The 24,820-nt window shown below is 46.1% G+C and carries 17 protein-coding genes and 1 pseudogene; 3 read left to right on the top strand and 15 right to left on the bottom strand.

The window, feature by feature from the left end:
• From A7975_RS20960 to A7975_RS20940, 5 genes and pseudogenes are all read right to left on the bottom strand, one after another.
• Window positions 1-1,213: IS110 family RNA-guided transposase (locus A7975_RS20960; RefSeq protein ID WP_065386380.1), on the bottom strand; the 1,213-nt coding region annotated here is incomplete at its 3' end.
• Window positions 1,214-1,451: 238 nt separating this feature from the next.
• Window positions 1,452-2,084, bottom strand: coding sequence for a hypothetical protein (locus A7975_RS20955; RefSeq protein WP_255314412.1), 633 nt, complete (start codon window positions 2,082-2,084; stop codon window positions 1,452-1,454).
• 138 nt (window positions 2,085-2,222) lie between these two features.
• On the bottom strand, window positions 2,223-3,011 hold the full coding sequence (locus A7975_RS20950) for a class I SAM-dependent methyltransferase (RefSeq protein ID WP_065386379.1): 789 nt from the start codon (window positions 3,009-3,011) through the stop codon (window positions 2,223-2,225).
• Window positions 3,012-3,159: 148 nt separating this feature from the next.
• A pseudogene (locus A7975_RS20945) lies at window positions 3,160-4,212 on the bottom strand (IS110 family RNA-guided transposase); the annotation flags it as partial.
• A 221-nt stretch (window positions 4,213-4,433) separates the two neighbouring features.
• Window positions 4,434-5,093 (bottom strand): DUF4304 domain-containing protein, encoded by a 660-nt coding sequence (locus A7975_RS20940; RefSeq protein WP_065386378.1) that lies wholly within the window; start codon window positions 5,091-5,093, stop codon window positions 4,434-4,436.
• A gap of 394 nt (window positions 5,094-5,487) precedes the next feature.
• Between A7975_RS20940 and A7975_RS20935 the strand changes: the two genes are divergently transcribed.
• A complete protein-coding gene (locus tag A7975_RS20935) occupies window positions 5,488-6,693 on the top strand; it encodes an IS110 family RNA-guided transposase (RefSeq protein WP_065386377.1) in 1,206 nt (401 codons plus the stop codon).
• Window positions 6,694-7,120: 427 nt separating this feature from the next.
• Here A7975_RS20935 and A7975_RS20930 read toward each other — a convergent pair whose 3' ends face one another.
• Both A7975_RS20930 and A7975_RS20925 read right to left on the bottom strand, forming a co-directional pair.
• Window positions 7,121-8,890, bottom strand: coding sequence for a sensor histidine kinase (locus A7975_RS20930; protein WP_065386376.1), 1,770 nt, complete (start codon window positions 8,888-8,890; stop codon window positions 7,121-7,123).
• An 18-nt stretch (window positions 8,891-8,908) separates the two neighbouring features.
• Window positions 8,909-9,682 (bottom strand): response regulator transcription factor, encoded by a 774-nt coding sequence (locus A7975_RS20925; RefSeq protein ID WP_255314411.1) that lies wholly within the window; start codon window positions 9,680-9,682, stop codon window positions 8,909-8,911.
• 291 nt (window positions 9,683-9,973) lie between these two features.
• Here A7975_RS20925 and A7975_RS20920 point away from each other — a divergent pair, with 291 nt between their 5' ends.
• Entirely contained in the window at window positions 9,974-12,157 is a 2,184-nt protein-coding gene (locus A7975_RS20920) for a glycoside hydrolase family 88/105 protein (RefSeq protein ID WP_065386374.1), read from the top strand.
• A gap of 271 nt (window positions 12,158-12,428) precedes the next feature.
• Here the strand turns inward: A7975_RS20920 and A7975_RS20915 are convergent, their stop codons facing one another.
• From A7975_RS20915 to A7975_RS20905, 3 genes are read right to left on the bottom strand one after another with little or no spacing between them, the layout of a single operon-like run.
• Complete coding sequence (locus tag A7975_RS20915) at window positions 12,429-13,274, bottom strand: carbohydrate ABC transporter permease (protein ID WP_065386373.1); 846 nt, start codon at window positions 13,272-13,274, stop codon at window positions 12,429-12,431.
• Window positions 13,271-14,173, bottom strand: coding sequence for a carbohydrate ABC transporter permease (locus tag A7975_RS20910; RefSeq protein ID WP_065386372.1), 903 nt, complete (start codon window positions 14,171-14,173; stop codon window positions 13,271-13,273). Before A7975_RS20910 ends, A7975_RS20915 begins: the two co-directional genes overlap by 4 nt.
• Before the next feature lie 27 nt (window positions 14,174-14,200).
• Window positions 14,201-15,574, bottom strand: coding sequence for an ABC transporter substrate-binding protein (locus A7975_RS20905; protein ID WP_065386371.1), 1,374 nt, complete (start codon window positions 15,572-15,574; stop codon window positions 14,201-14,203).
• Between the two features lie 515 nt (window positions 15,575-16,089).
• Here A7975_RS20905 and A7975_RS20900 point away from each other — a divergent pair.
• On the top strand, window positions 16,090-21,045 hold the full coding sequence (locus tag A7975_RS20900; RefSeq protein WP_065386370.1) for an S-layer homology domain-containing protein: 4,956 nt from the start codon (window positions 16,090-16,092) through the stop codon (window positions 21,043-21,045).
• A gap of 374 nt (window positions 21,046-21,419) precedes the next feature.
• Here A7975_RS20900 and A7975_RS20895 read toward each other — a convergent pair whose 3' ends face one another.
• The 5 genes from A7975_RS20895 to A7975_RS20875 form a co-directional block, all read right to left on the bottom strand.
• Entirely contained in the window at window positions 21,420-21,755 is a 336-nt protein-coding gene (locus A7975_RS20895; protein WP_141680342.1) for a hypothetical protein, read from the bottom strand.
• 15 nt (window positions 21,756-21,770) lie between these two features.
• Window positions 21,771-22,202, bottom strand: coding sequence for a hypothetical protein (locus A7975_RS20890; protein WP_065385940.1), 432 nt, complete (start codon window positions 22,200-22,202; stop codon window positions 21,771-21,773).
• 16 nt (window positions 22,203-22,218) lie between these two features.
• The gene (locus A7975_RS20885) at window positions 22,219-22,584 is read right to left on the bottom strand and encodes a DUF2089 domain-containing protein (protein ID WP_065385939.1); all 366 of its coding nucleotides are present in this window, start codon (window positions 22,582-22,584) and stop codon (window positions 22,219-22,221) included.
• A gap of 625 nt (window positions 22,585-23,209) precedes the next feature.
• Window positions 23,210-23,665 carry a DinB family protein gene (locus A7975_RS20880; RefSeq protein WP_065386369.1) on the bottom strand — a complete coding sequence of 152 codons (456 nt, stop codon included), beginning with the start codon at window positions 23,663-23,665 and terminating at the stop codon, window positions 23,210-23,212.
• Window positions 23,666-24,266: 601 nt separating this feature from the next.
• Complete coding sequence (locus tag A7975_RS20875; protein WP_082198333.1) at window positions 24,267-24,806, bottom strand: GNAT family N-acetyltransferase; 540 nt, start codon at window positions 24,804-24,806, stop codon at window positions 24,267-24,269.
• Window positions 24,807-24,820 lie beyond the last annotated feature (14 nt).

The following is a 24,820-nucleotide window of genomic DNA, read 5'->3' as shown; positions in this document are numbered from 1 at the left end:
TCTTCAGGACACCAAAGAGAATTCGAATTAACTTACCACAAAGCGCAATGAGCGACTGCATCTTTTTCAATGGGTTGTTTGGCCGCTTTGTGTAATATTGATGCAGGGCTTTAAATGCACGATTCTTTGCCACAAGTGGCATCATGACGCGAAATAGCAGCGCTCTTAGTCGCTTTCGTCCGCGCTTCGTGATCTTTGTCTGTCCCTTGTGTTTACCACTTGTGTTTTCTTTGAGGTTCAACCCTGCGAGTTTGATGATCTGTTTCGGATGCCGGTAGCGCTCAATATCTCCAACTTCAGCGAGAAAACCAGCTATGCTATCCCGACCAATACCTTTAATGGCTAGTAATGGCTTCACATGCGGGATTTGCTCCAGGAGTTCATCAAGCTTTACCTCAAGCTCTTCAAACTTGCTTTCAAGCAGTTCATACTGTGTTAACAACAGCTGGAGCTCGATTTTTGCTAGCTTTGTACCTTCTCGTATGCCAACGGAACGGCTTGCAACTGCTTTCAGACCTCTCATACGTTCTATGCCGAGTCCTCGCTTGGCCACCTCTCTAAGATGCTTCAGCAGAGATTCTTCTGACTGAGAAACCAGCTCATACGGCATCAAACAAAGACCGAGCATCTGGCGTGCGGACTTGCATTCCCAATCCTTAAACACCGTGAGAAACTCTGGAAAATACCGATCTAACCAATTATGGACGCGGCCTTGCACTACACGCAGGTCAGTCGACAGATGATCGCGAATTTTCATTGCTTCCCTTAGTTCAGCATAGATGCCATGGGGTAGATTAGGTACGGCGTATCTTCCGTCTTTGACGAGCTGTGCGATGACTCTGGCGTCTTTGATGTCATTCTTGGTCGGCGAATTGTCGTCTAATTCTTTGCTTTTCTTCACGTGCAGCGGATTAACTACTCCGCATAAGACTTGTTGTTCCTTCAGATAATACGCGAGGTTCAACCAGTAGTGGCCAGTGGGTTCCATACCGACTATGACGTCCTTGAACCCTTGCTCCATCGCAATCTTTCGGAACCAACTAACAAATCGTTCAAAGCCTTCTCGGTTATTTTCAAAGGTAATGGACTTTCCGAACTCGACTCCGCGGTAGTCTTGCGCTCGTGCCGCATGTTTGAACTTTGCTATGTCTACACCGACAATTAGGGTAGAAGAAGTGATTTGATTAATGCGATCATTTTGAGTAGAATTCATTTTGTAGTCTCCTTGGTTTGTATTTGGATCCGGTCGCTGGCCAGCATCTGGGACCCACATACATCATACCAAGGAGTCTTTTTGTTTCTCAAACCTCGTATTTCTTCATAATAGGAATGCTGCCCGTTAGGTAATGAAGCAGCCGATCATTGTGGTCAGCTGCTTCCGTGTTTTTATTTAACTAACGTTCCCCGTTAGCGTAATGGGTTGATTTAACTGTTCAAATTGAAAATATGTATTATTCAATTTTTATTGCCTGACCATTAATTACGTCTACTTCAAACCGTTCACCTGATAAAGGGAAATCCTTCGTCGTGTGTAAAATGTATGTGTCTGCTTCCGAAGTCAACTCCAGTTTTACCCAATAGTTAACTTTCTCAACCCCTATCCCATGGATCGCATAAATTGGCAGTGTTAAACGGATGTGATTTTCTTCTGACGTAGAAACGTTTTTTAGATATAGACGGGCATAGCTGTTTCTTTGAAATATATTGATAACTTCTATGCTGTATTCATAATGACCGTCTGTTGTCATTTGTATTGTATCTGTCATAACTCTCTCTGTTAACCAGCCGCTCGTATCAACACTCTTATACAATGGAGGAGTTAACAAAAGCATGCTGACAATTAAAGCAAAAATCCCTAAAACTCCACCTCTTTGTGGAGACCACCTTCTAACAAGTAAAATGACTGACAAAACAATTAGTAACAAGGAAGGTATTCCGATATCAATCATAATTACTGTTGTAATTAGATCAATCCCGCGTTGAAAGTTGGCTGTTGATCCAATAATGAGCCAAATAACTCCAGATAAATTAATTAAAGCCGACAATATCCACAATATTTTTATCCATTTAAGCAATACTTTCACCCTTTTATTAGACTCTTAAATTTCGCTTCACACACGGGTTACTTTATGCTCCGATTTCCACTAACTGTAACATAACATACTAATAATGACGATATGCCCACCAAGTTAACCTGCCCGTTAGCTTAGCGAATTAGTATTTTAGGTATTCACTTTTGTTTTTTTTGCATGGTACAATACAACAGCTTGAGGTTTATTAAGAGTTCCACCATCTTCTTCAATCGCTTCTTTGATTTCCCCAAACAATTCAAATCGCACATTGTCGGGAAGTAGTCTATGTCTGGAATTAGTGTTTAATAAAGAGATATATTCATCAGCTGTATAGGTGTGATTACAAATGTATTGCTTTATTTCTAATTCCTTAAACAACCCATCCTTTAGAGTTAAAACTGACCTATCATCGATAATTTGTTCAATGGTAGGGTTTTTCGAGTCATCTAGTTGGGGTGCATATCTATTGTAACTTTCTCGAATTCGATTAGAGACATCATCAAAAGACGGAATATGGACGGTCCAAAAGAATGCTATAGAACCTTCGTCGTTGAGCAGGTCGAATACCTTGCGATAGCCAACTTCTTGTGGCTGAATAAAGTGAAAAGCTGTACCAGATATAGCCAAGTTAAAGTTACTCTTTTCACTCTGCCAAGATTCAAATGAGGAATTGATTATATTAACATTTGGTTTGTTTTTAAATTTTTCACGAGTAAGTTCCACCAATTTTTGACCTAATTCAATGCAAGTCACATTATCAAAACCTAAATCAACAAAACCTTTCGTTGCCTGACCTGTGCCACAGCCGATTTCAAGTATGGAATCGCCCTGCTTGATAGCCGCCAACTTCAAGATGTCAGTAAATAATTGTTCTGGATATCTAGGTCTGTACTTGTCGTATTCCCTAGCAATTTCGTTAAAAGTGTTTTTTCTTTCCATAAAAAAAACCTCCTATATTTACATTTGTGATAAAAAATAAAACTCCCGCCCGTAAAGGGACGAGAGTTAATACTCCGTGTTACCACCCAAGTTCATCAATCCTTAACGCATCGAACTCTTTTCAAGTACGGCAACTTTAATTATGTTGCGCTCTTAGTCGCTTTCGTCCTCGCTTCGTGATCTTTGTCTGTCCCTTGTGCTTACCAGATGTGTTTTCTTTGAGGTTCAAGCCTGCGAGCTTGATGATCTGTTTCGGATGCTGGTAGCGCTCAATTTCTCCAACTTCAGCGAGGAAACCAGCTATGCTATTCCGACCAATGCCTTTAATGGCTAGTAATGGCTTCACATGCGGGATTTGCTCCAGGAGTTCATCGAGCTTTACCTCAAGCTCTTCAAACTTACTTTCAAGCATCTCATACTGTGTTAACAACAGCTTGAGCTCGATTTTAGCTAGCTCTGTACCTTCTCGTATGCCAACAGAACGACTTGCTGCTGCTTTCAGACCTCTCATACGTTCTATGCCGAGTCCCCGCTTGGCAACCTCTCTAAGATGGCTCAGCAGAGATTCCTCTGACTGAGAAGCCAGCTCATGCGGCAACAAACAAAGACCGAGCATCTGACGTGCAGACTTGCATTCCCAATCCTTAAACACTGTGAGAAACTCTGGAAAGTAACGATATAACCAATTATGAACGCGGCCTTGTACCACACGCAGGTCAGTCGACAGATGATCGCGAATTTTCATCGCTTCCCTTAGTTCAGCATAGATGCCCTGGGGAAGGTTAGGTAAGGCGTATCTTCCGTCTTTAACGAGCTGTGCGATGACTTTAGCATCTTTGATGTCGTTCTTGGTTGGTGAATTATCATCCAATTCTTTGCTTTTCTTCACGTGGAGCGGATTAACCACAGCGCACGTAACATGCTGTTCTCTTAAAAAATGGACCAGGTTCAGCCAGTAGTGACCGGTCGGCTCCATGCCAACGATGACGTCCTGGAACCCTTGCTCCGTTGCAAGCTTTCTGAACCAGCTAACGAACATTTCGAAGCCTTCACGGTCGTTCTCAAACGTAATTGGCTTCCCGAACTCGACTCCGTGGTAGTCTTGTGCTCGAGCGACGTGTTTGAATTTAGCGATGTCTACACCGACAATTAAGGTAGAAGAAGTTATTTGATTAATGCGTTCATTTTGAGTAGAATTCATTTTGTAGTCTCCTTGGTTTGTTTTTGAATCCAGTCGCTGGCCAGCATCGTGGACCCATTAACATCATACCAAGGAGTCTTTTTGTTTCTCAAACCTCGTATTTCTTCATTATAGGAATGCTGCCCGTTTGGTCAACGAAAACGGCAGCCGATCAGAAGCCGGCTGCCGTCATGTTGTCGTTAAGCTATAGTTTCCCGATAGTTCAATTATCAATAATCTCTTCATTGTAAACTCTTTGCAGCAGTTGCTTCGTTAATTATTTCGTTAAACACAGGAATCAAAGCACTACCAGCAAGTTTATTTCCAATCTGATTAATCGCCCAAATTGCAAAATAAATAGCCTGCTCACTGTTGTTCACATACAAATGTACTCTAGATATAACTAATGCTAATCTAATATCTGTTGGCAACTCACCCCACCGTTTTACATTCTTATTACTTTGTTCTATGTCCTCTATGCTAGTACTGGTGAGACTTTCAGGGAAATTAATAAAATACTCGAAGTATCGTAAACCGTATTCCACAAAAATTTCTGTCATATGTCCGATGTTTTCAAGGGCTTCGATTTCCGTTTCACCATAACTCCACCATAAATCTTCATCTTCAAGGTCTGAAAGTCTCCACCGAAAATCACAATCATAGGATGAGACTTTATTAAGAGGGACATGAACACCCGAAGGGTTTGGGATGAAGTCTATGTATACTCCAAGTTCAACACAACAACTCCCGCCATATTTATCAGCTTGAATGTTGACAGTATAGATAAAATGATTATTAGGTTTTGTTCTATACTTACCGCCTGTGCCATTGAATCCATACTTTATAAGTTCTTGTTCGAATGTTTCTTTTAATAAACGCTTGAACTTTTTTAAATCAATCATTAGTAATACCCACCTCCTTGTCAGATACACTTATTCGAAGATTCAGCAGCATCAATCTCTGTATTTCAAATTATTTTATCATCAAATTAGCCTTGAAAGTTAATTGAAATATAATTGTCGTTAATGGCGACACCACGCAATCCTGCCCATTCGTATTATGAGGTCACCAGATCTTTCTGGTAGACCTCATTTTTGTGAGGTCATAAGATAGCGGTAGCCGGGGATCGAACGTTTCTGCCCGTGGGAGTTGGATCCCGAGAGCTATACAGTTCATCCCCCCTACTTGTTAAACCATGATTAGGCTGGTTGGGACAATGATCCCGAATCACATGCGATAATGTGGACGACGAGAAGGTTAGGGGTTGCCGGCGAATATAATATCGGGAGTGATTGAATGAACCCTGTCATTGGATTAGATGTATCTAAAGGGGAAAGTCATGCACAAGCTTTTTCTGATCGAGGAATGCCTTACGGAAAGACCTTTCGATTTGAGCACAATCTTGAGGGATTAGCGTCCTTCCTCCGCTTTGCTCAAAACGTGGAGTCCTTTGCTGGGCATCGTCCAGCTATTGTGTTAGAAGCAACAGGCCATTATCATAGTCCAGTTATTCAGTTTCTAGATGATCATCAATATCTGTATATCGTTATCAATCCGTTAATTTCACACCAAGCGAAAAAGATGAATTTACGTAAGGTGAAAACGGATGTTGCTGACGCATACCAGTTGGGTGAAATGTTCTTCAAAGAAGAGCTGGAGCCTTACAAAAAACGGGGTCAGTATCTCATGAATCTGCGTTACCTGACACGGCAACATGAGTCACTTACTGAAATGTATGTCCAGGTAAAGTTGCAGTTTCAAGCAGTGCTTGATCAAGTCTTTCCAGAGTATCATGGCGTGTTTGGTGACCTTTATTCTAAGGTATCACTTCGTTTCCTGGCGCAGTATCCAACGTCTCAATCCGTGCTAGCGATGTCCGAGGAAAACGTTACAGCAAGCATACAACGCCTAGTTGGACATGTCAGTTCAAACAGATGGTCGCTGGAACGGGCACAGAAACTAATGGCTGCAGCAGAACGAAATCCCTTCAGGGAGACCGCTTTTCCGAGTCATTTAATCTCATTGGAGCTGTTCATTAATTTACTTCTTCAGTACCAGGAGCATTTAGCAAAACTTGATAAATCGATAGAGATCCTTGCTGAAGAATTACTGGAATATGATTTAATCCAATCGATACCCGGCATTGGCACTAAAATTGCTGCAACAATTTTAGCTGAGATCGGTGAAATCGATCGGTTCGATCACCCAAAGAAACTAGTTGCGTTTGCCGGTATTGATCCAAGTGTCTTCTCTTCCGGCAAGTTTACAGCAACCCGAAATAAAATCACCAAACGTGGTTCTAGAAGGCTTCGGACAGCCTTATATCAAGCTGTAAGGTGTGGACTGAAAGGCTCACGTAACAAGAAAATAAGAGCTTATTACGACAAAAAGCGTTCAGAAGGCAAACTATTTAAAGTAGCTGTGATCGCTTGTGTAAATAGACTGATCCATTGGATTTATGCGATTTTGACCAAGAAAGAACCTTTCCGCTTGACTGAATAAGCAACGTTTAGATATTGAGGAAAACCTTCCCAAATTCTATGGGACGGTTATTTGACATGCATTTTTACCAGTATAGCATCCTTCGTTTACTTCATTAATTATTAAATATTGACAGGCTATTAGCTGGTATAGCGTGATGAAGCAGCCGATCATTGTGGTCAGCTGCTTCCGTGTTTTTATTTAACTAACGTTACCCATTAGTGCAATACCACTGCTCAGTCTACAATTTTTATTTCATTTTCTCAAAATTCTATAATCCTCGCTAAAACATATCAACAACTTGTTCAGCTTACATCAACGTTAAATTCTGCGGTTATCGGTTCCTGCTCCTGCAATAGAAACTGAAGTGAAGTAGAAATACCTCTTCTCTCCCTAATAAAACCAAAGATTTCAGCCGGACCGTCAAAATCGGTACTATCGAATCCCACTACATTTCTTTTTCATCGATAGGAAGTACAATTTCAATCAACGTTCCCCAGCCTAGCTTGCTGCGTAGGCGGAAATGATGCCCGCTGCCATACATTAGCTGCAGCCTTTTGTACGTATTGAACAGCCCGATATGCTTGCTTTCCTTCTCAGCCATAATCATTTGCCTTAGCTGCACGAGCCGCTCCCGCGTCATGCCTACACCCGTATCAATGATTGCGATATGCAGCTTGGCGCCGCGGCGCCTGATCCGAACCTTTACATATCCGAATCGGTTGCTCTCCTTGATGCCATGGTAAATGGCGTTTTCGAGCAGCGGCTGAAACAAGAGCTTCGAGACCTCATAATCAAGCAAATCCTCGTCATAATCCCAAACCATACGAAACTTGTCCTTATAGCGGATTTTCATAATCTCGATATAATGCTTTGTATTCCGCAGCTCTTCCTCCAGCGTAACCTTCTTATTGGACGAGCTAATGGCATAGTGGATAACCTCTGATAGATAGTCGAGCATTTGACTCACCTCGTTCTGCCCGCCCGTAAGCCCTATTGCCTTCCAAAAAATCGTCCGCAGCGTGTTAGCCATAAAATGCGGATTAATATTAGACTGCAGCGCCATCATTTCCATCGTCTGCAGCATATATTTTTTCTCGGTCAGCTGGATTTTGAGAGCACTGCGCTCGACGAATGACTTGATCATGCTTTGCAAAATAAAACTGTATTCGTCCGTTACCTTCTCCGGCAGCCGCGGGATCGGCTTCCCTTGCTCCGCATTGTCGATCGTCCGCAGCACCCGCATCATATTCCGATGATTTTTCCTGGAAATGTAATAAGTCAGAACAAGCCCCAGCACCAATGAAACAAACACAAGTGTCACCGTAAGGTAAAGCAGGTTCGTGGACAGTTGGTAGAAATGGCGACTCGGTGTAACGGAGATATAATGCAAATCATAGAAATCTGAGTCCAGCTTGGACACTACGTAGCTCTCCCCCGTAACCTTGGACTTATACTGCTGCGACTTCGACAAATCGAGCTCAGAGATACCCTTGAGGTCCGCATGAGAGACATCTGTCGTAGTGAGAATTTCCTTCTCCCCATTCATCATGAAAACCAGCTGCTGCGGCTGGTAAAGCAGCTTCTCCATACTCTTCTCCAGCTCATCCATCCATATATTAGCTACCATGTAGCCTTCCGTCTTCGTCATACCCGGCGGAACGAACCGCTTGTACAGTGTCACGAGCTCCGTTTCCTTACGATCGAAGGAGAAGCGCTTCATCGTACGGCGCTCGATATACAAATCCTGCTTCTTCTGCTTCATAGCCGTAACCGTAGCATACCAGGAAACGTCATTGTAGTTTTTGAGGTTGACCCTCCCCTCATTGGAAGCGAGGAAATTACCGTCGGCATTATCATAATACAAATAGATCGAGTGAATATGCGGTCTGATATTGGTCGGTGCATTAATGATCCCCATAAAGTGATTAAAGGCTTCAATATCGCTTGAGCTCGCTTCATTCCCTGTCAGCAGCGAGCGCAGCCGCAGGATAAGCCTCGTGTTATAGTTCAAAGTGTAATGCACCGAGTCCAGCTCGTTGAACATCAGCTCCACCGTGCTGCGGGTTTGCTCCAGCATCTTGTAATTGCTCGTGTTGAGCTCTGTTTTGATATAGCTTAAGGTCGTTACAATGGAAAAACCGCCCAATATAATGAGCGGTATAAGCAGCGGTATTATGAAACGAAGCACGTTTTTTACGAAAAAGGATTTTCTCATCGTCCATCTCCAGCTCTATCAGTTATGCTCTTCCTGCTCTTCTTTCCAGCCCTTTCGATTGCGGTAGTCGCGCGGCGTCATGCCGTAGTAATTTTTGAAGGCTCTCGTAAAATTAAACGAATTGCTGTAGCCGACTCGGTCGCTAATTTCATACGTCTTAAACTGGATATCATCAAGCAGATGCGCCGCCGCCTCCATACGGACCGTGGTTAAATAATCGGAAAACCGGATCCCGGCGTGTTTTTTGAAAAACTTGCTCAAATAATCGGCATTCATATGCACCTGCTGTGACAGGTCCTCCAGCGTAACGTCCTTATAATGCTGCCGGACGTAATCCTTGATGGTTGAAATTATTTTCTCAGGAAAGCTGCCGCTAAGCTCAGGCGCCCCCTTGAGCTCCTGCGTCTGCACCGTGCTGTCTAGCTCCTCCTTAATTTTCGTGAATGCACGAATAAGCTCATTGTAGTTCGTTGATTTCAAAATATAGCGTCTCACACCTGCTTCAAGCGCCTTCTGCGCATATTCAAAGTCCTTGAACGCGCTAAAGAAGATGATCTGGATGTGGGAGTATCTGGCATTCAGCTCTGTCGCTAGATCAATTCCGGACATGACGGGCATGCGGATATCGCAAAGAATGACGTCTACCTCGTTACTTTTTATAAAATCATAGGCTTCCTGCCCGTTCTCGGCGTCTCCAACAACATGAAAGCCGATCGAGTCCCAAGGAAAATATTTGCACAGACCGTTGCGAATTTCGTAATCATCGTCTGCAATCAGTAGTTTGTACATCATGACCTCCGAATTCATCTCTGTCGAAGCATGAATGCCCCTGTGTTTTTAAAGCGTTTCCAATTTTAGATTAGCGCAATTAATTCATGGCGGTCAAGCGTTAAATCAGGTTTCTCCTATCCTCACACGCCGCAATATATCTTAAACCCTACAAATCTATTCTTTAACCGACAACCTCTTCAAACGGGTTGACCAATGAGTGTTTTTATCCGCTCGCCTTCGTTACATTCCGCTCTAAGTGCTGTTACGCTTGAATTGATAATAAGCCCCATTCCCTATGAGAGGACAGATTCTATGAGCAATTATTTCCCCTTAGAAGAGAGTATATATGACCGGCAAGGAAGCTCGGTCCGCAAGGTAATCGAGACGATCGCCAATCAATACGTCGCAGCTACTCCGCCAAACGGCTTCACTTTCCGAACACTAAGCACGGACAGCTTCAAGCAATTGGAGGATGGCCGCTACGACATGAATTTGGGCCCTAAGTTCCCCGAGCGTCAATTGGGTGAATACGGATATGCCTGTGCACTGGTATACAGCGAGGAAGGAAGCGAGATTGAGCTCTCCTTAAGCTGCTATGGACCGGTGAGAATCTATTTGAACGGCGGGCTCTTCTATAAATCAACCGTAGCGGATGACGTGAACATTCTGAACCAACGATCCCTGCAAGCGCAGTTGAAGAAGGGCTGGAATCTTTTTTTTCTCAAAATGATCAAAACCTCCTCCGGCTTCGGCTGCGTCTTCGGATCCAGCAATTACAAATGGTTCCCGCTGCATGCGCTATCCCCGTTCACCGAACGCACAGGCAGCGGCGGATGGGTTTATTCCAGCTCGGAGACAGACTTGTATCCAGAGGAGACACTGCCTAGTGCCGCCTCTTTGGAGAAGGATTTGCCGTCTGTCTGGCATCCGCGGCTTTCCGGTGGCAGCAAACAAGACTGCGATTTTTCATCTGTGTTTGGCATACTGCCCGGCCAATCTGCTTATGCGTGGAGCAGCTTCACAACAAACGGGCATCAAGCCGTTCCCTGCACGATAAGCGGAGAAGCCCCTGGCCCTGTTCAAATATGGGTAGACGAGAAGCTGGTACTGGAAGCCAAGGGAGGCCGCTTTGACGCTGCGGTTTCACTATCTCCTGGTGAGCACACGCTTCTGCTGTTATCTACCTGTACTGAGGCTGACTGGAATGTTTCCATATCAGTGAGCGATGGAGTCACAGCATACCCATTGAATGCTCCGCAGCAAATCAAGGGGGTAAGGCAGAGCTGGATCTTTCTCGGTCCAATCGAAAGCAGCGGTTATGCCGAACTCGGTCCAGGGCCCTTTCCTACGCTGTACCGCTTATTCGAGGTTAAAGATACTGGAGAGGCCAAGCCTTTGTATTGGCGTACCCCAGCCATAACGAATGGTTATATTAGACCCTACCTCGAGAACGAACGCTTTGCGAGATGGAACTATCCGCTTGGCGTTACGCTGTATGGCCTGCTTCAGGCTGGACGGACGCTGGAGCGTGCGGATTTGCGAAATTATGTGAATACGCATATTTCCGAATGCACCCGGCTGTATCCCTATTCCTTATGGGATCGCAAGCAATATGGCGCTCCCGCAATCAATCACCAGCTCGTTGAGCTTAATATGCTGGATGATTGCGGCTCCTTCGGCTCGGCCATGCTCGAAGCTTATGAAGATACGCGGGACGAGAGTTATTTGCAGATTGCAAATACTCTTGCCGACTATATCATGAACAAGCAGGAGCGCCGGGCGGACGGTGCTTTTTACAGGTTGCGGCCCGGCGAATATCAGGAGAATACGCTGTGGGCAGATGACCTGTACATGAGCACGCCGTTTTTGACCCGTTATTACAAGCATACCGGCAACGAAGCAGCCATCACTGATGCCGCCAAGCAGTTTCTACTTTTTAAAAAATACTTATACATGCCTGAACAGCAAATCCTATCTCATGTTTATGATTTCAAATACAAGACACCAACCTATGTGCCATGGGGACGCGGCAACGGCTGGGTAATCTTTTCCCTATCCGAGCTGCTTGCTGTGCTTCCGGAATCGCATGAGCATCGCAAAGAGCTAATCAACCTATTTGACGAGCTGGCTTCCGGCTATTTGAAGCTTCAAGGCGATAACGGCTTGTGGCATCAGGTGCTGACGGACCCCTCCTCGTACGAGGAAACCTCCTGTACGGCGATGTTTGCCTATGCCTTCAGCCGTGGTGTGCGCCTCGGCTGGCTTCAAGATCCCGCTTCTTATGCAAGTTCAGCCAGCCGCGCATGGGAAGGTCTCACCAAACATTCCATTGATCACAAGGGAAATGTATACGGAGTATGCCGAGGCTCAGGCTACTCCTTCTCTGCCGATTATTACCGCAATGAGCTGAATTGGTTGCTCAACGACACGCATGGCATCGGCATTGTGATTTTGTGCGGAGTCGAATATGAGAAAATGCTCGCATCATTTACCTAACATTAATCGGAATGAACAGAAACATGAAACTGCCCTCCCAGGGCAGTTTCTTGTCGTTCAAAGCAGAATGCGTACAACATATACCCACCCATGGATAAGCTCTCCTTAAGATCAATACTAATTTACCCTGTAAGGGAACTGTAACGTTATCCATCCCATCTCACTAATGCCACTGTAAGGATGCCAAAAAATGGAGGCTCCTCAAGCAGCAAAGCTGCTCAAGAATGCCTCCTTCCTTCCGTACCGTTTCTTTTTGTTCCTGATAAGCCTCTTAACCCTTCAGCCCTGTCGTAGCGATGCCCTCCACGAAGTATTTTTGCGCAAAGAAGAATAGAAGCACACAGGGAACAATCGCGACGATCGACATCGCCATAACTTCATTCCACTTCGCGGCCGAGCTGATATCCAGCGACATTCGAAGTCCAAGCGCCAGCGTATATTTCTTCACGCTGTTAATATAAATGAGGGAGTTGAAGAAATCATTCCAAGTCCAGATGAACTGAAAGATCGCTGCGGAGAACAAGGCCGGCTTGCACAGCGGCAGTAGAATTCGTGTCAGTACCACGAAGGAATTGCAGCCGTCAATGGTCGCAGATTCGTCCAGCTCCTTCGGCAAACCTCTGAAAAACTGAACCAGCATAAAGATAAAGAACGGATAACAAGCAAACAGTGCCGGGATCGTGAATGGCAGGTAGCTGTTCAGCCAGCCGAGCTCGTTGAACAAAATATACCGCGGAATAATAATTACCGCATTAGGCAGCATTAGCGTCGAGATCATTACCGCAAACAACAGCCCTTTCAGCGGAAAGCGAAAGCGCGCAAAGCCATAAGCGACCAAGACGCTGGACCCCAGCGTGAACAAGACGACAGGCACAACCATTTTAAACGTATTGAACAAAAAGACGCCGAATGTAAATTGCCCACTGCCTTTCCAGCCCTTGATATAGGAGTCCCATACGATTTCCTTAGGTAACAAAGCTAGCGAGCCGAATATTTCATTATTCTCCTTGAAGGAGGCAAAAAACAGCCAAATAAGCGGAAATACCATAACAAGCGCAAAGATTGACAAGAAGAAATGACTGCCCAAATGGCGAGTTCGGAGACTTCCATTATTCATTTAAAATCCCCTCCGTCCTCATAGTGCGTCCAATATTTTGATGATTTGAATATAATCAGTGTAACGGCAAGGATGACCAGGAACAGCACCCACGAAAGCGCGGAGGCGTAGCCCATTTTGAAGAACTTAAAGCCTTCGTCATAAAGCTTAAGCGCAAACAAGTAGGTTGAATTCATCGGACCGCCGTTTGTAATGACAAACGCGCTCGTGAAATCTTGGAATGCATTGACCAGCTGCATAATTATGTTGAAGAAGATAATCGGGGTTAGCAGCGGTACCGTAATCATAAAAAACATGCGAACCTTTGATGCACCGTCTACACGTCCCGCCTCGTAAAGCTCATTTGGAATTTGCTTCAGCCCTGCCAGAAACAAAACCATGGAGGAACCGAATTGCCATACCGCCAGTAAGCTCAGCGAGAACAGCGCTATGTTCGGGCTGCCCAGCCAATCGACCGGAGGCACATGCAGCTTGGCCAGCAAGCCGTTAACGAATCCTTCCTTCATGAACAGGAAGCGCCATAAAATCGAGACGGCGACGCTTCCTCCCAGAATCGAAGGCAGATAGAACAACGTGCGGTACGTATTGACTCCGCGAATGCTGACGTTTAGAACAATCGCCACCAGCAGCGCGAAAACCAGCTTCATGGGCACCGAGAAGAAGACGTACACGAGCGTTGTTATCATGGACTGGTAGAAGTTGCTGTCTTTCGTAAACATATCCACGTAGTTGTCCGCACCAACAAAGCTCGGTTTGTTCGTAATGCTGTAATCCGTGAAGGAATAGACAAAAGAAGCTCCGAACGGATACAGCTGGAAGACGAGGAAGCCAACTAACCATGGTAAAATATACAGTAGGCCTACATATTGCTTGCTCCACTTTCTAGCCCTTATATTCACAGTCTCACCTTGCTTTTCAGTAGAATTCTATTTCAGCTCTTTGAATTTATCCTCTACACGTTGAATCAACTGATCAGTGGCCTTCTCTGGCGTAAGGCTGCCATAGACAACTTTCTCGCATATATCCCGAATGATGTCCGCGATTTCAGGCTTATTTTGCACAATTGGCGGTGAAGCCGTCGGGTTTTTGAGCGCGTTGTCAACCATTTTCGCAACGTCAGGGTCAATGACATCCGCTTCAACTAGCGCTTGCATGGCCGCTTCCGATGTCGGAACTGAGCGGGTATCAAGCAAGATCAGCGCCGCTTCCTTGCTGTTCAGCAGCCAGTTGATGAATTTAACGGCTTCTTCCGCGTTTTTGGATTTTTTGTTAACAGATAAAATCATAGATGGCTTGAATTTTATAGCTGTCGATTTGCCGTTTTCCGTAAAGATCGGCATGCCAGCCGCAAATTTATCTTCTCCTGCAGCAGCCTTATACTTCGATACCGTCGATGACCAATCCACCGTCATGCCGACTTCCCCATTAACCCATTTTGGGTTTTGCTCCATCTTGCTGGTGAATAGTGCCGCATCGCCAAGCGGAAGCGCTGCGCCGCTGTCGAACAGTTCCTTCATCATCGTTAACGCTTCCTTGATATCCTCTTTGGAGGCAGTAATCGCCGGAGCGTCAGAAACCCAGTATTCGCCGTTCTTGGAGTACAGGTATTCCCCTAATACAAAATCACCCAATCCACCCGTCGTCGTCCCCGGCTCTATGGCAAAAAGATGGTTTCCTTTATTCTCGGCGTTGATTCTGCCGCCTTCCTTAATCAATTCCTGCCACGTCCATTGCTTGTCGGTCGAGAGGCCGAATTTATCGAAGAAACCTTTATTAATCATCGTTCCGTATCCGTTGGTTCCCATAGGCAGCGCTACGAGACTTCCGTTAAATGAGGTGTATTCCTCCAGCACCTTTTGCGGGAACTGCGAGCGGTCAACCTCTGGCTCGTTATTCAAGTCTACGAATACATCGCCCTGTGCCGAGAGATCCGGCAGCCACGGATAGTCCAGCTGCATAATGTCTGGCGCGGAATTGCCGGCAATCTGCGTCATGATCTTCTGCTGATAGCCGTCATAGCCCTGATACTCGCCTTCAATAGAAACATGCGGGTTGAGCTCTTTGTAGGCATCAATGGCAGCGAGCGTCGCTTTATGGCGCGCATCAGAACCCCACCAGGAAAACCTCAGACTTACCGGTTCCTTCTTGTCCTCGGGCTTGCTGCTCTCCGTTGTATTCGGCGATGCCGCATTCGTTGCTGCCGGAGTGTTGTTGTTCCCCCCGCAAGCTACAATCGTCGTCGCCATTGCCGCCAGCAGAACACCCGTGCCAAGCAGCTTCCCCATTCTTTTCTTACCCATTGCTATTCCTCCCCTTAGTCGTAGAACTTGTATTGTAAGCACTTTCATAGTAGCGCTACTAAAAAGATATCACCCTAGCTTTGAAATAAATACGATGCTGATCCGAGATAAACTATCCGTAAGCTCCCTAATCTGGCGAACCTCCATTCAGGATAGCTTTCGACTATTGAAGATATAGATATCAAAAGATAGCATAATACAGCATGCTTCTATCTACTTTGTGTTTTTCTCCCTACTGAACCGCCTTTTCCTATCCTTCCTCGCGTGCGATCATATCAATGATTGACTTTACCTTAAGATAACAGATTCAGGATAGTTTATCTCCAGTGACAAGCGTATTCATCCGAGCATCAACATGATACCTTCAATGGGGGCAGCAAAGCTATTACTATTGAAATGGAGGGGAACATGAATGAAGAGCGAGAGCAAGGGCATTGGTCATTTCGTTTAGGCTTGTCTTTAATTCCTATTATTGTAAGCGCATTCAGAATCGATCATAAACAGGAGGGGTCGCAATGATCAAGAAACGTTTTACGAAAAAGTTAGTTAGCTTCATCCTCATTCTCGCCATGCTCCTGCCCGGCATGCAAGTATTGGCAGCAGAGGCCACTAGCACCCAGTCAGGAAATAAATGGACGCTGGAGAATGATGTGATCCGGACGGAAATTGAATTTACAAATGAAGGTCGTCTACAAATCAACAGCTTCTTCAATAAACGCGCGGGGAGGGAGTATCTGCCACAAGGTCAGGCAATTAATCGATCGTCCCTGTTCTCCTACAGCTATCGCCTGTTGGAGAACGGTCAGACCGGCAAAGAAGCCATTGGAGCCGTACAAACGCTGAATGCCAGCGATAGCGGTTATGCTCTTGGAACCCCTACCGTGCAAAATCTTTCGATGACGACGGAAAAAGCCGTCAGCTCGATCATAGGAAAGCGGTTAGAGCTTCCCGTGACGAAGGACGGCATCACGATTACGCTGTCTTTTGAAATCTATGACGGCAACGCAGGCCTGAAATATCAAACATACATCCGCAATAACAGCGTAGATAAACGGCTTCAAATTACAGCCTCCGATGTCCTCAAGCTGGACATGCCGGACGAGCCTAGAAACCTGCACTATACCTGTATTACCAAATGGAAAAGCAATGCCACCGGCGTTGATCAAGCCGATTGCGGCAAAGCAAGCGAAGATATTAAAGTGCTAATCAATCGATATCAATCTGGTGACGGCTTCTATATCGGACCTGAGGTAAACTCCAAAACGCAGGTGTACAGACGGGATCCCAGCGTTCCCGATACAGGGCAAACGTATATGGCCCGCGCTTTTGCAGGTATCAGCGCCTTTAAAGGCAAACAAGTCACCGTATCCACCAATCCGGAAGCGCTGCAGCTCGTTTTGTTCCCGCAAGAGCAATTCGAGTATATTGCCATCAATCTCACGGCCTTCACCGGGGATATTGTAGATGCCAAGATGGCAGTTGAAGAGCATCTTCGCGCCCGCTTTAAGTACAACCATACATCCACCATTCTCAACACGAATGACTGGCAATGGGGAAATGGCAAGCGCAGCGAGGCATTCTACAAATCGACCGCCGTGCCGATTACGAAGCAAGCGGGCTTCGATATGGTTATGTTCGACGACGGCTGGAACAATACTGACAGCAACGGTACGTCACGCGATGGCGTAACGCCCCTCCCTTCCTACACGGATAACATGAACCGCCTGGCCGATTATTACAAAGACGAAGGACTGCTGTTCGGGCTCTGGTATTCCTTGTCTGGCGGTTACCATAATCGCGGCAATGATCTCGCAGATCCGGCCGTAATTGCAGCCAAAAAGGAAAAAATTCAATATATGATCGACAACTATCATCTTGATCATCAGATGATCGATCTTACCCAGTTTTGGCTAAATGAGGAGGTTACGGAGTATTCACATCCGACCGACAACGTCTACCGCAAAAACGTTTTGTCCAAGGATCTCATGAACGGCATTGTTGAGGAAAATCCGGAGTATAAGGTTAAATATACGACGGAGGTGGACATTTGGCCCTCTCAAGGCGACCGCGCAAACGAGCTGCTCCATGTCATTAACAACGGCTGGACGACCTCTTCTACAGAGTACGGCGAGACATTGGATATTTCGTTGTTCGGTGGGCAGTTCGGCCATCTGCCGCTCAATTCGGTTTACTTCAATTCCGGCAATATGAGCACAGGCGATATGTCGAACTTCTATAAATACATGTTTGCGAGAAATATCAAGCATGGAGCTTCTCCTGATACTTGGAGTGCAGCCAATATCGAGCTTGCGGGCAAATTCAACGCTTGGCGGAAATCTCCGCGGATTCAAGCTCTGACGGACACGATCATTCGTCCAGTCTATGCTGGCGAGGGCTGGGACAGCAATGTGGCAGCGAATTGGAATCAGAACGCGGGCCCTTACGTACTAATGCACGTATCTGAGAACAAGGAACAAGCGCTCATGATTGCAACAGGTGGCGGCAAGCCCGGGGCAGCAGCAGTTGATGTCAATCTTAGATGGTTGGACAAGAACAAGTCGTACTTGGTGGAGGACATTACGCTGGATGACACCGGGATTGTCACCTATCGGTTCAAGGGGCTGCTGACGGGCGAACAGCTGAAGAACTTCAGGATTGATCTCGATGAAAATACGACCAAAGGCAAAGCTTACTGGATTCAGGAGTTTGCGGATCAGCCATACCAAATGCTGTATGCGGACGAGAATGTACAGAATTCGTCGCTTACGCTAGACGGCAGCTTGATCAAAATTTCCGGAACCGGGAAAGCAAACAGCTCAGGAAAAATCATTGTCTATGGCAAAAATGAGAACGCCGCTATGGCGGTTACGGTTCATTTTGACGGAACGGGTAATGGCTCACTCGTCATTGACCAATTCGAATCCACAGATGATGTATTTATCCCATCCCTGCCATCTCCCGCTACTTATATCGCATCCGATTTGTTCGACCAAGGAAAAACAACCGTGTCTGGCGGAACTCAGACGAAGGTTGCGGGCGGGACGACGCCTAATGCCTCTGCGTTCGGTCTTAATTTTACCTCTTCAACTACAACGGCCGGCAGCTATATCGAGTTTGCTGTGAAAGTCGCCAAGGCTGGCGTCTATCAGGTGCAAGTCGCCTCCAAGGTATCAACCTCTAGAGGCACAGGCCAGTGGTATATTGAAGGAAATAAAGCAGGAGCGGTCTGGAATCAGAATGAAAACGAGAAAATCAAATTCCACGACTTGGGCACAGTGACCCTCGCCAGCCCAGGCGAGAAAAAATTCCGTTTCCAATTCGAAGGAAGCTCGAACAAAGTGCTGAATACGGACCGAATCGTATTAACGCCTGTTTTAACGGAGCCTAATCCTTCTTATGAAGCAGAAAATGCCAGTCTGATTGCAGCTTCAAGCGGAGCAAGCGTCTCAACCGTTAATGACCCGAGCGCAAGCGGCGGCAAATGGGTAGCCGGAGCCATGCCAAGCGTTGGCGACAGCGTCTACCTCACCTTCGATATTCAGCAGCCCGGCACCTATATCGTAACCGCTGCGCATCTGCTTGGAAACGAGAAGGGCATAGCACAATTGCTCATTAATGGCGAGACCTTCGGCGAGACCTTCGATCAATATGCTGCGGCTCCCGCAATCCAAGAGCATGTTTACGGAAAGTATACATTCCCTGAGTCGGGCAGCTATGTTTTCACCTTTCAGGTAACAGGCAAGCATGAAGCGTCCGCCAAATACGACATAGTCATCGATAAAATCAAGCTCGAAGCTGTACCGCCGCGTATGGTCATCACCGGAAGCACCGACATGGAGGTTGGTGAACAAGCCGCGCTTCAAGCAAGAGTCGAAGGTATCGCTGCCTTGTACGCAACCGGTGATTATGTGAAATGGATCATCGAGGATCAGCAGCCAGACGCAGGCACAGGCCGAGTCATTTCGCTCGTACCAAACGGACTGACTGCTAAGATTCTTGGCGTAAATGCTGGAACTGCCAAGCTGAAGGCAATAAGCACCGTCAGCGGTGAAGTCGCTGCCGCTGTGACGATAAAGGTAAAAGGAACGGTCACTGTTCCACCGCAAATCACTAGCGTAACCGTAGATGGCGATCGCATGGTCGGAAAACCGTTAACGGCCAACGTTGCGTTCATTAAGGGCGACAAAGACGCCAACGCGGATGATTTTGAATATGTATGGAATCGCAGCGGCTCACCAATCTCAAATGCGAATGGAAAATCCTACATTCCGACCAAAGCAGACCTGGGGTCTGAGATCAGGCTGTCGGTTATTCCTGTCGATGTCGCCGGTACACGTGGCGCTTTTGCCGAAAGTGCGCCTGTCTTCGTTGTTGACGCGCCGGAACAAGCGCTGCCGCAAGCACGGAACGTGAACATCGAGACCGAAGCATCCAACACCGTTGTAGGCAAGGCCGTTACGGCCATCTACGAATATTACCACGCTCTGTCAGAGGCCGAGCAAGGTACGACGGTACAGTGGTACACCGTTAGCGACCAGAATTTGGAGAACAGGAGCATTATCCATGGTGCCACGGGGTTGAGCTTTACGCCAACTGTAGAGATGATCGGCCGCTATTTGCAAGTGGAGATCACGCCTCGCAGCGCGGCTCAAGAAGGAACGCCGGTCACGGCGCTCTCAGCCGGTCCGGTTCTAGCAGCACCTGTAGAACCGACTCCAAGCCCGAGCAGCAGCCCAACGCCGGCTCCGACGGCAGCGCCGACACCTGCGCCTACGACTGCTCCAACTGCGGCTCCTACAACGGCGCCAACAGCCAAGCCTGAAGTTGGAAACCCTTCCTTCCCCGGCTTCAAAGCTGAAGAATTGCTCGTTTCCTCGGCTGGCGTCGGGCTAAGCAAACGAAGCGGCACAGCATTCGTCAGCGGTTTTCCAGATCATACTTTTAAGCCTGACAAAGCAATTACAAGGGAAGAAGCTATGACAATGCTCTATAATTTGGTTGCGAACGGAGACAAGCAAAACGTGAATGTGGCAGGCAACCCGTTCCAAGATGTTAAAGCCACGGCCTATTCACTAAATGCGATTCTCTATTTCGCGGATAAAGGATTGGTTTCCGGTATAGGAGAGGGCAGTTTTGCCCCGGCCAAGCCCATGACAAGAGCCGAGCTAGCCAAGCTGCTATCACCTTTCTTGGCAGACAGGACACCTTCCCTTGCTCCAACATTCAAAGATATCAAAGGACACTGGGCAGAAGCAGCTATCAAGCAGCTCGCTGGCGAGGGGTTGATGGTCGGCTTTGAGGACCACTCTTTCCGCCCGGACGACGAACTAACCCGAGCGCAAATCGTCACCGTTCTTTGCAGGCTCCTCGGAAGAGAAGCGGCAGCAAGCGAAGAGCAGTCCACGAACAGCTTTACAGATATAAATGTCAACCATTGGGCCTACGGCTATATCTCGGAAGCAGCCCAATGATTGAGCAGGAAGAACATAAATAAAAAGCTTTAAAGGCGGCTGCTTTCCGACATTTCTTTCGGAAAGCAGCCGCCTTATTTTATGAGAGTTCCCCATGTATTTTAAAAAAAAAAAACAAAATAAAGTTCTTGTCAAAATCGGAATGGATCTTTTCAAATTTTCACAAGAGCTTTATCCCGTAACAAGAAAACGCGGTAGACTAACCAACTTGTTACCTCGATAGCAGGACCCATCCGCGCATTGGGTGTCAAGTCAGCCGTTCGCTAATGATATTCTGGGCACTCCATGCGTCATATCTTCCGCAAGTCCTTTTACTTGAATGGAATTGGATTGCATGGTCTGCATTTGTTGCCTCCCTTAAATGAAGGTTTTGCCTATAATTTAATCAACACTTCCGTGCCGTCCTGGGTCTGGACATCGACCAGAACCGCCCCTTTGCAGCGTTGCAACTCCTTGATGAGCTGCCTGATCGCTTGCTTCGTGTTTTGGTTTTCGAGAATCGACAGCACCAGTTCAATCCCAAACTGGCTGCTGTCCGATTCAAAATCATGCTTCCGGCTCAAGTGCCCATCCGCATGTCTGCCGTGCTTGTTCATCCAATCCTTCACAATGCGTTGGACTAATTTAGAAGTCAGTATACCGCTCCCCATGCGCAACATAGCATACGGGACCGGAATCGTAAAAGCGTGCTCCTTGCTTTTAACCTTCACAATCATCATGACCTCTCACTCAATCACTACGGTGACGGTATCCTTTTCACCAGAGCGGATGTCAATGATTTGCCCGTCAAGCTCGTTCTCAATTGCATCGATCAGCAGGTCGATATCGATATCCTTCACATATTTCGCAGCCTGCGGAATATTGGACGCGATGCTGTGCCCCGCTCCGAGAACAGCCTTCACCAGTTTAATCGGCAAATTGATGTTGACGTTATCGTTTTCTTGGGATGTTACCCGAATTTTCAACGTTTTGTCTAAATAACGGCCGGATGCCGATGACTGTTTCTTGAAATAGTCTGGTTTCCCCAGCATCTGTACGGCTTGCGATGTATGAGCCGCTTGCTTCTCCTTCGGCGCGTCAATCAACTCCGAAGCCGTGTTTGAATCAATTTTACCTTCCTGCATCATGGACAGTACTTTGCCGATTTCTTCTTTCATCGTTTCTTCCGCCTCCTTATTCACTCTTCAACATTTTGACCGCTTCATCCGCGGTGATTTCGCCATTTTGAAGCATGGAAATGACCTTCTTCTCATCGACTTCCGGCTTCTTCTGCGTATCGTATCCGAGGGCCGTAATAATATCATTGAGCTTGCCGCGCACCGTCGGGTAAGATATGCCGAGCTCTTTCTCAACTTCCTTTATGTTGCCCCTGTTTACTAGAAAGGTGATTACAAAATGGAGCTGTTCCGGCGAGAGCAGAGCAAGCTTTGATAATTCAAATGTGTTCTCAATCGTCGTCCGGCAATGTCCGCATTCCAGCTTGACGGCGTGCAGTTGATGGTCGCATACGGGACACTGTGTGATGATAGGATATCTCATACTCTACTCCTCTCTTTTTTTGAATTATAAATCAACATATTCAATTTGTAAATGCATTTTATTAATTATTTTAATACTGAAATTAACTTTATTGATTTTCTAGTTGTTATCCTGTTTTTTGAAAAAATGATCTATTTAAATAAAGCCTCAACGAATTCATTAGGGATAGAGCCCAGTTTCAATCTGGTACATGCCTAACTCGACGAAGCTCTTTTCATTTTGGCCAGCATTAAAAAGCCAATACACTTAAAGGTAGCACATTTATTAAACAATCCTGCTCGTTCGTATTATGAGGTTACCAGATCTTTCTGGTCGACCTCATTTTTGTATGGTCGTAATATAACGGAAGCTGGAGATTGAGCGTATCTGCCCGTGAGACTCCGATCTCGAGAGCTATTGTGTTCATCCCCCTACTTGTAAAACCATAATTAGGCTAGATGGGGCAAGACCTCGAATCACATGCGATAATGTGGACGACAAGAAGATTAGGCCTTCCGGCGAATAGCTCAATAAAAAGAGCAGGCCACCGTAGCGCCTGCTCATCATGTATGTTATTCAACTATCGTTACCGTTAGGTCAATGCCAATCCCATTCCATTCCGAGTGATGGTGATGATTAGGCCCCGTTAGAGCCTCGCGAACGTGATGTAATCGACTTGGACGGGCTCGGCCGATTCGATCCGAAGTGCCCGGTTGATCTGTCCCCGGTGATATTGCCCATGTAAGAGGACCTGCGACATGATGTCCCGGACGGACGTTCGGAACGGAACCCCGCTCTGGTTCTCATAGTCGACCATCTCGTCCAACTCTGATTCTTCGAGCCCTTCGATATAGACGCGATATTGCTCGGCGTTCTCTTCAAACATCGTCCGGATCGCCGTGAGGTCTTCTGCTTCCTCCCACAAGGAATATTGCGCGCTGCCCTTGCCCTGCAATCGGGACAACCAGACTCGTTCCGCTACCGCCACGTGCCGAACCAGCTTCAGAAGGTCCTTATTCTTCGTCTCACTTTCCTCGAGCGCGTCCAAGATACGTCCGTCCGCCCAGTACAGGTGGTCCATCATGCGCTTGATCGTCTTCATTACGGTTTCCCCCTATTCGTCTCATCGATTACTTGAACCTACTGTTCCTTGTTAACGTAATAATTTTGCATTTAAATGAAGCCCTAAAATTTCAATAATTTCTGCGATCGCAACTTTCCTTGGACCTTCCACAAAAAATAGAAAATTCCAACATTAATCCGATTCTCTGTACTTCTTTCCTCATTTCAGGGAAAATAATCCACATCCTAGCTTTCCCTTCCGTTGGTACAGGTTTATCGCTTTTTAAAACGACATTTCCATATTCATCCTCAAACTCAGGATGTATTGCGCTGTATTTTCCTGTATTCAAGTTATTTCCATCATAAAAAAATAAGAGCGTTAGCCTTGAAATACGGGATGCTTTCTACCACCTTCTTCTTGAGTTCAAAGCCTGTATTTAACCCTTAAATCAGCTGGATGGTTCCATATTTCTTCATAAGGTTTCCACATCGAAGCTTCCTCCTCACGGAATTAGTTCTCATCTCGAGAATACCATAAGATGGGAGACTGTATGCGGACTACTGCCAGTTAGTTCAATAAAAAGAGCAGGCATTGCAGCCTCTGCTAATCATGAGTGTTATTTACCCGTTAGCTTAACGAGTTATAGTATCTTGAATAACTCCAAGTTTGCAAATGTGTTTGCTGCATGTACCTTGTCTCCGTAAATGCCACTTACTCCGTTAAACCCTGCGTTTATCCAAAACCTAATTGCAGGCCAGTTTTTAACTGCAACATTCGCCCTTATTTCCTTATATCCTAGTTTTTTTAATTCGTCACTCAATTGAATTTCTGATTCTTTTCCAAATCCTTGTCCCTGTTTATCTTTGCAAATATACAGAAATGCGATATAGGCTGAATTATTTTTTGGATACCCATGGTAAACGCTTATTATCCCTATTAATTCGTTACTATCCATGAGTCTTACAGCAAACAAACAATAATTCTCTTTAACACCTCCTGGAGGCAAATCTCCGGTATAATACCAATGTTCGATTTGACTGGCATTGAGCTCACTGCCGTCCCACTCGCTAATATACTGACTACCTGAATATAGGTTCTGCATCTCGGTTATTTCGTTTTCTAATAATCTTCGGTACACGAGATTTCTGGATTGCCATCTCTCAGGAAGAACGGATATCAATTAATATCAATCCC

Origin of the sequence: Bacillus sp. FJAT-26390 (assembly GCF_001682865.1) — a bacterium.
Lineage (GTDB): Bacteria > Bacillota > Bacilli > Paenibacillales > Paenibacillaceae > Pristimantibacillus.
The sequence above is the reverse complement of the archived record's forward strand: the minus strand, read 5'-3'. Positions and strand labels throughout refer to the sequence as shown.

Coding starts and splice junctions, on each gene's coding strand:
- A7975_RS20950 (WP_065386379.1), bottom strand. CDS start 3,011: ATGGAAAGAAAAAACACTTTTAACGAAATTGCTAGGGAATACGACAAG.
- A7975_RS20880 (WP_065386369.1), bottom strand. CDS start 23,665: ATGAAGACGATCAAGCGCATGATGGACCACCTGTACTGGGCGGACGGA.
- A7975_RS20930 (WP_065386376.1), bottom strand. CDS start 8,890: ATGAGAAAATCCTTTTTCGTAAAAAACGTGCTTCGTTTCATAATACCG.
- A7975_RS20905 (WP_065386371.1), bottom strand. CDS start 15,574: ATGGGTAAGAAAAGAATGGGGAAGCTGCTTGGCACGGGTGTTCTGCTG.
- A7975_RS20900 (WP_065386370.1), top strand. CDS start 16,090: ATGATCAAGAAACGTTTTACGAAAAAGTTAGTTAGCTTCATCCTCATT.
- A7975_RS20940 (WP_065386378.1), bottom strand. CDS start 5,093: ATGATTGATTTAAAAAAGTTCAAGCGTTTATTAAAAGAAACATTCGAA.
- A7975_RS20885 (WP_065385939.1), bottom strand. CDS start 22,584: ATGAGATATCCTATCATCACACAGTGTCCCGTATGCGACCATCAACTG.
- A7975_RS20920 (WP_065386374.1), top strand. CDS start 9,974: ATGAGCAATTATTTCCCCTTAGAAGAGAGTATATATGACCGGCAAGGA.
- A7975_RS20890 (WP_065385940.1), bottom strand. CDS start 22,202: ATGAAAGAAGAAATCGGCAAAGTACTGTCCATGATGCAGGAAGGTAAA.
- A7975_RS20915 (WP_065386373.1), bottom strand. CDS start 13,274: ATGAATAATGGAAGTCTCCGAACTCGCCATTTGGGCAGTCATTTCTTC.
- A7975_RS20925 (WP_255314411.1), bottom strand. CDS start 9,682: ATGATGTACAAACTACTGATTGCAGACGATGATTACGAAATTCGCAAC.
- A7975_RS20935 (WP_065386377.1), top strand. CDS start 5,488: ATGAACCCTGTCATTGGATTAGATGTATCTAAAGGGGAAAGTCATGCA.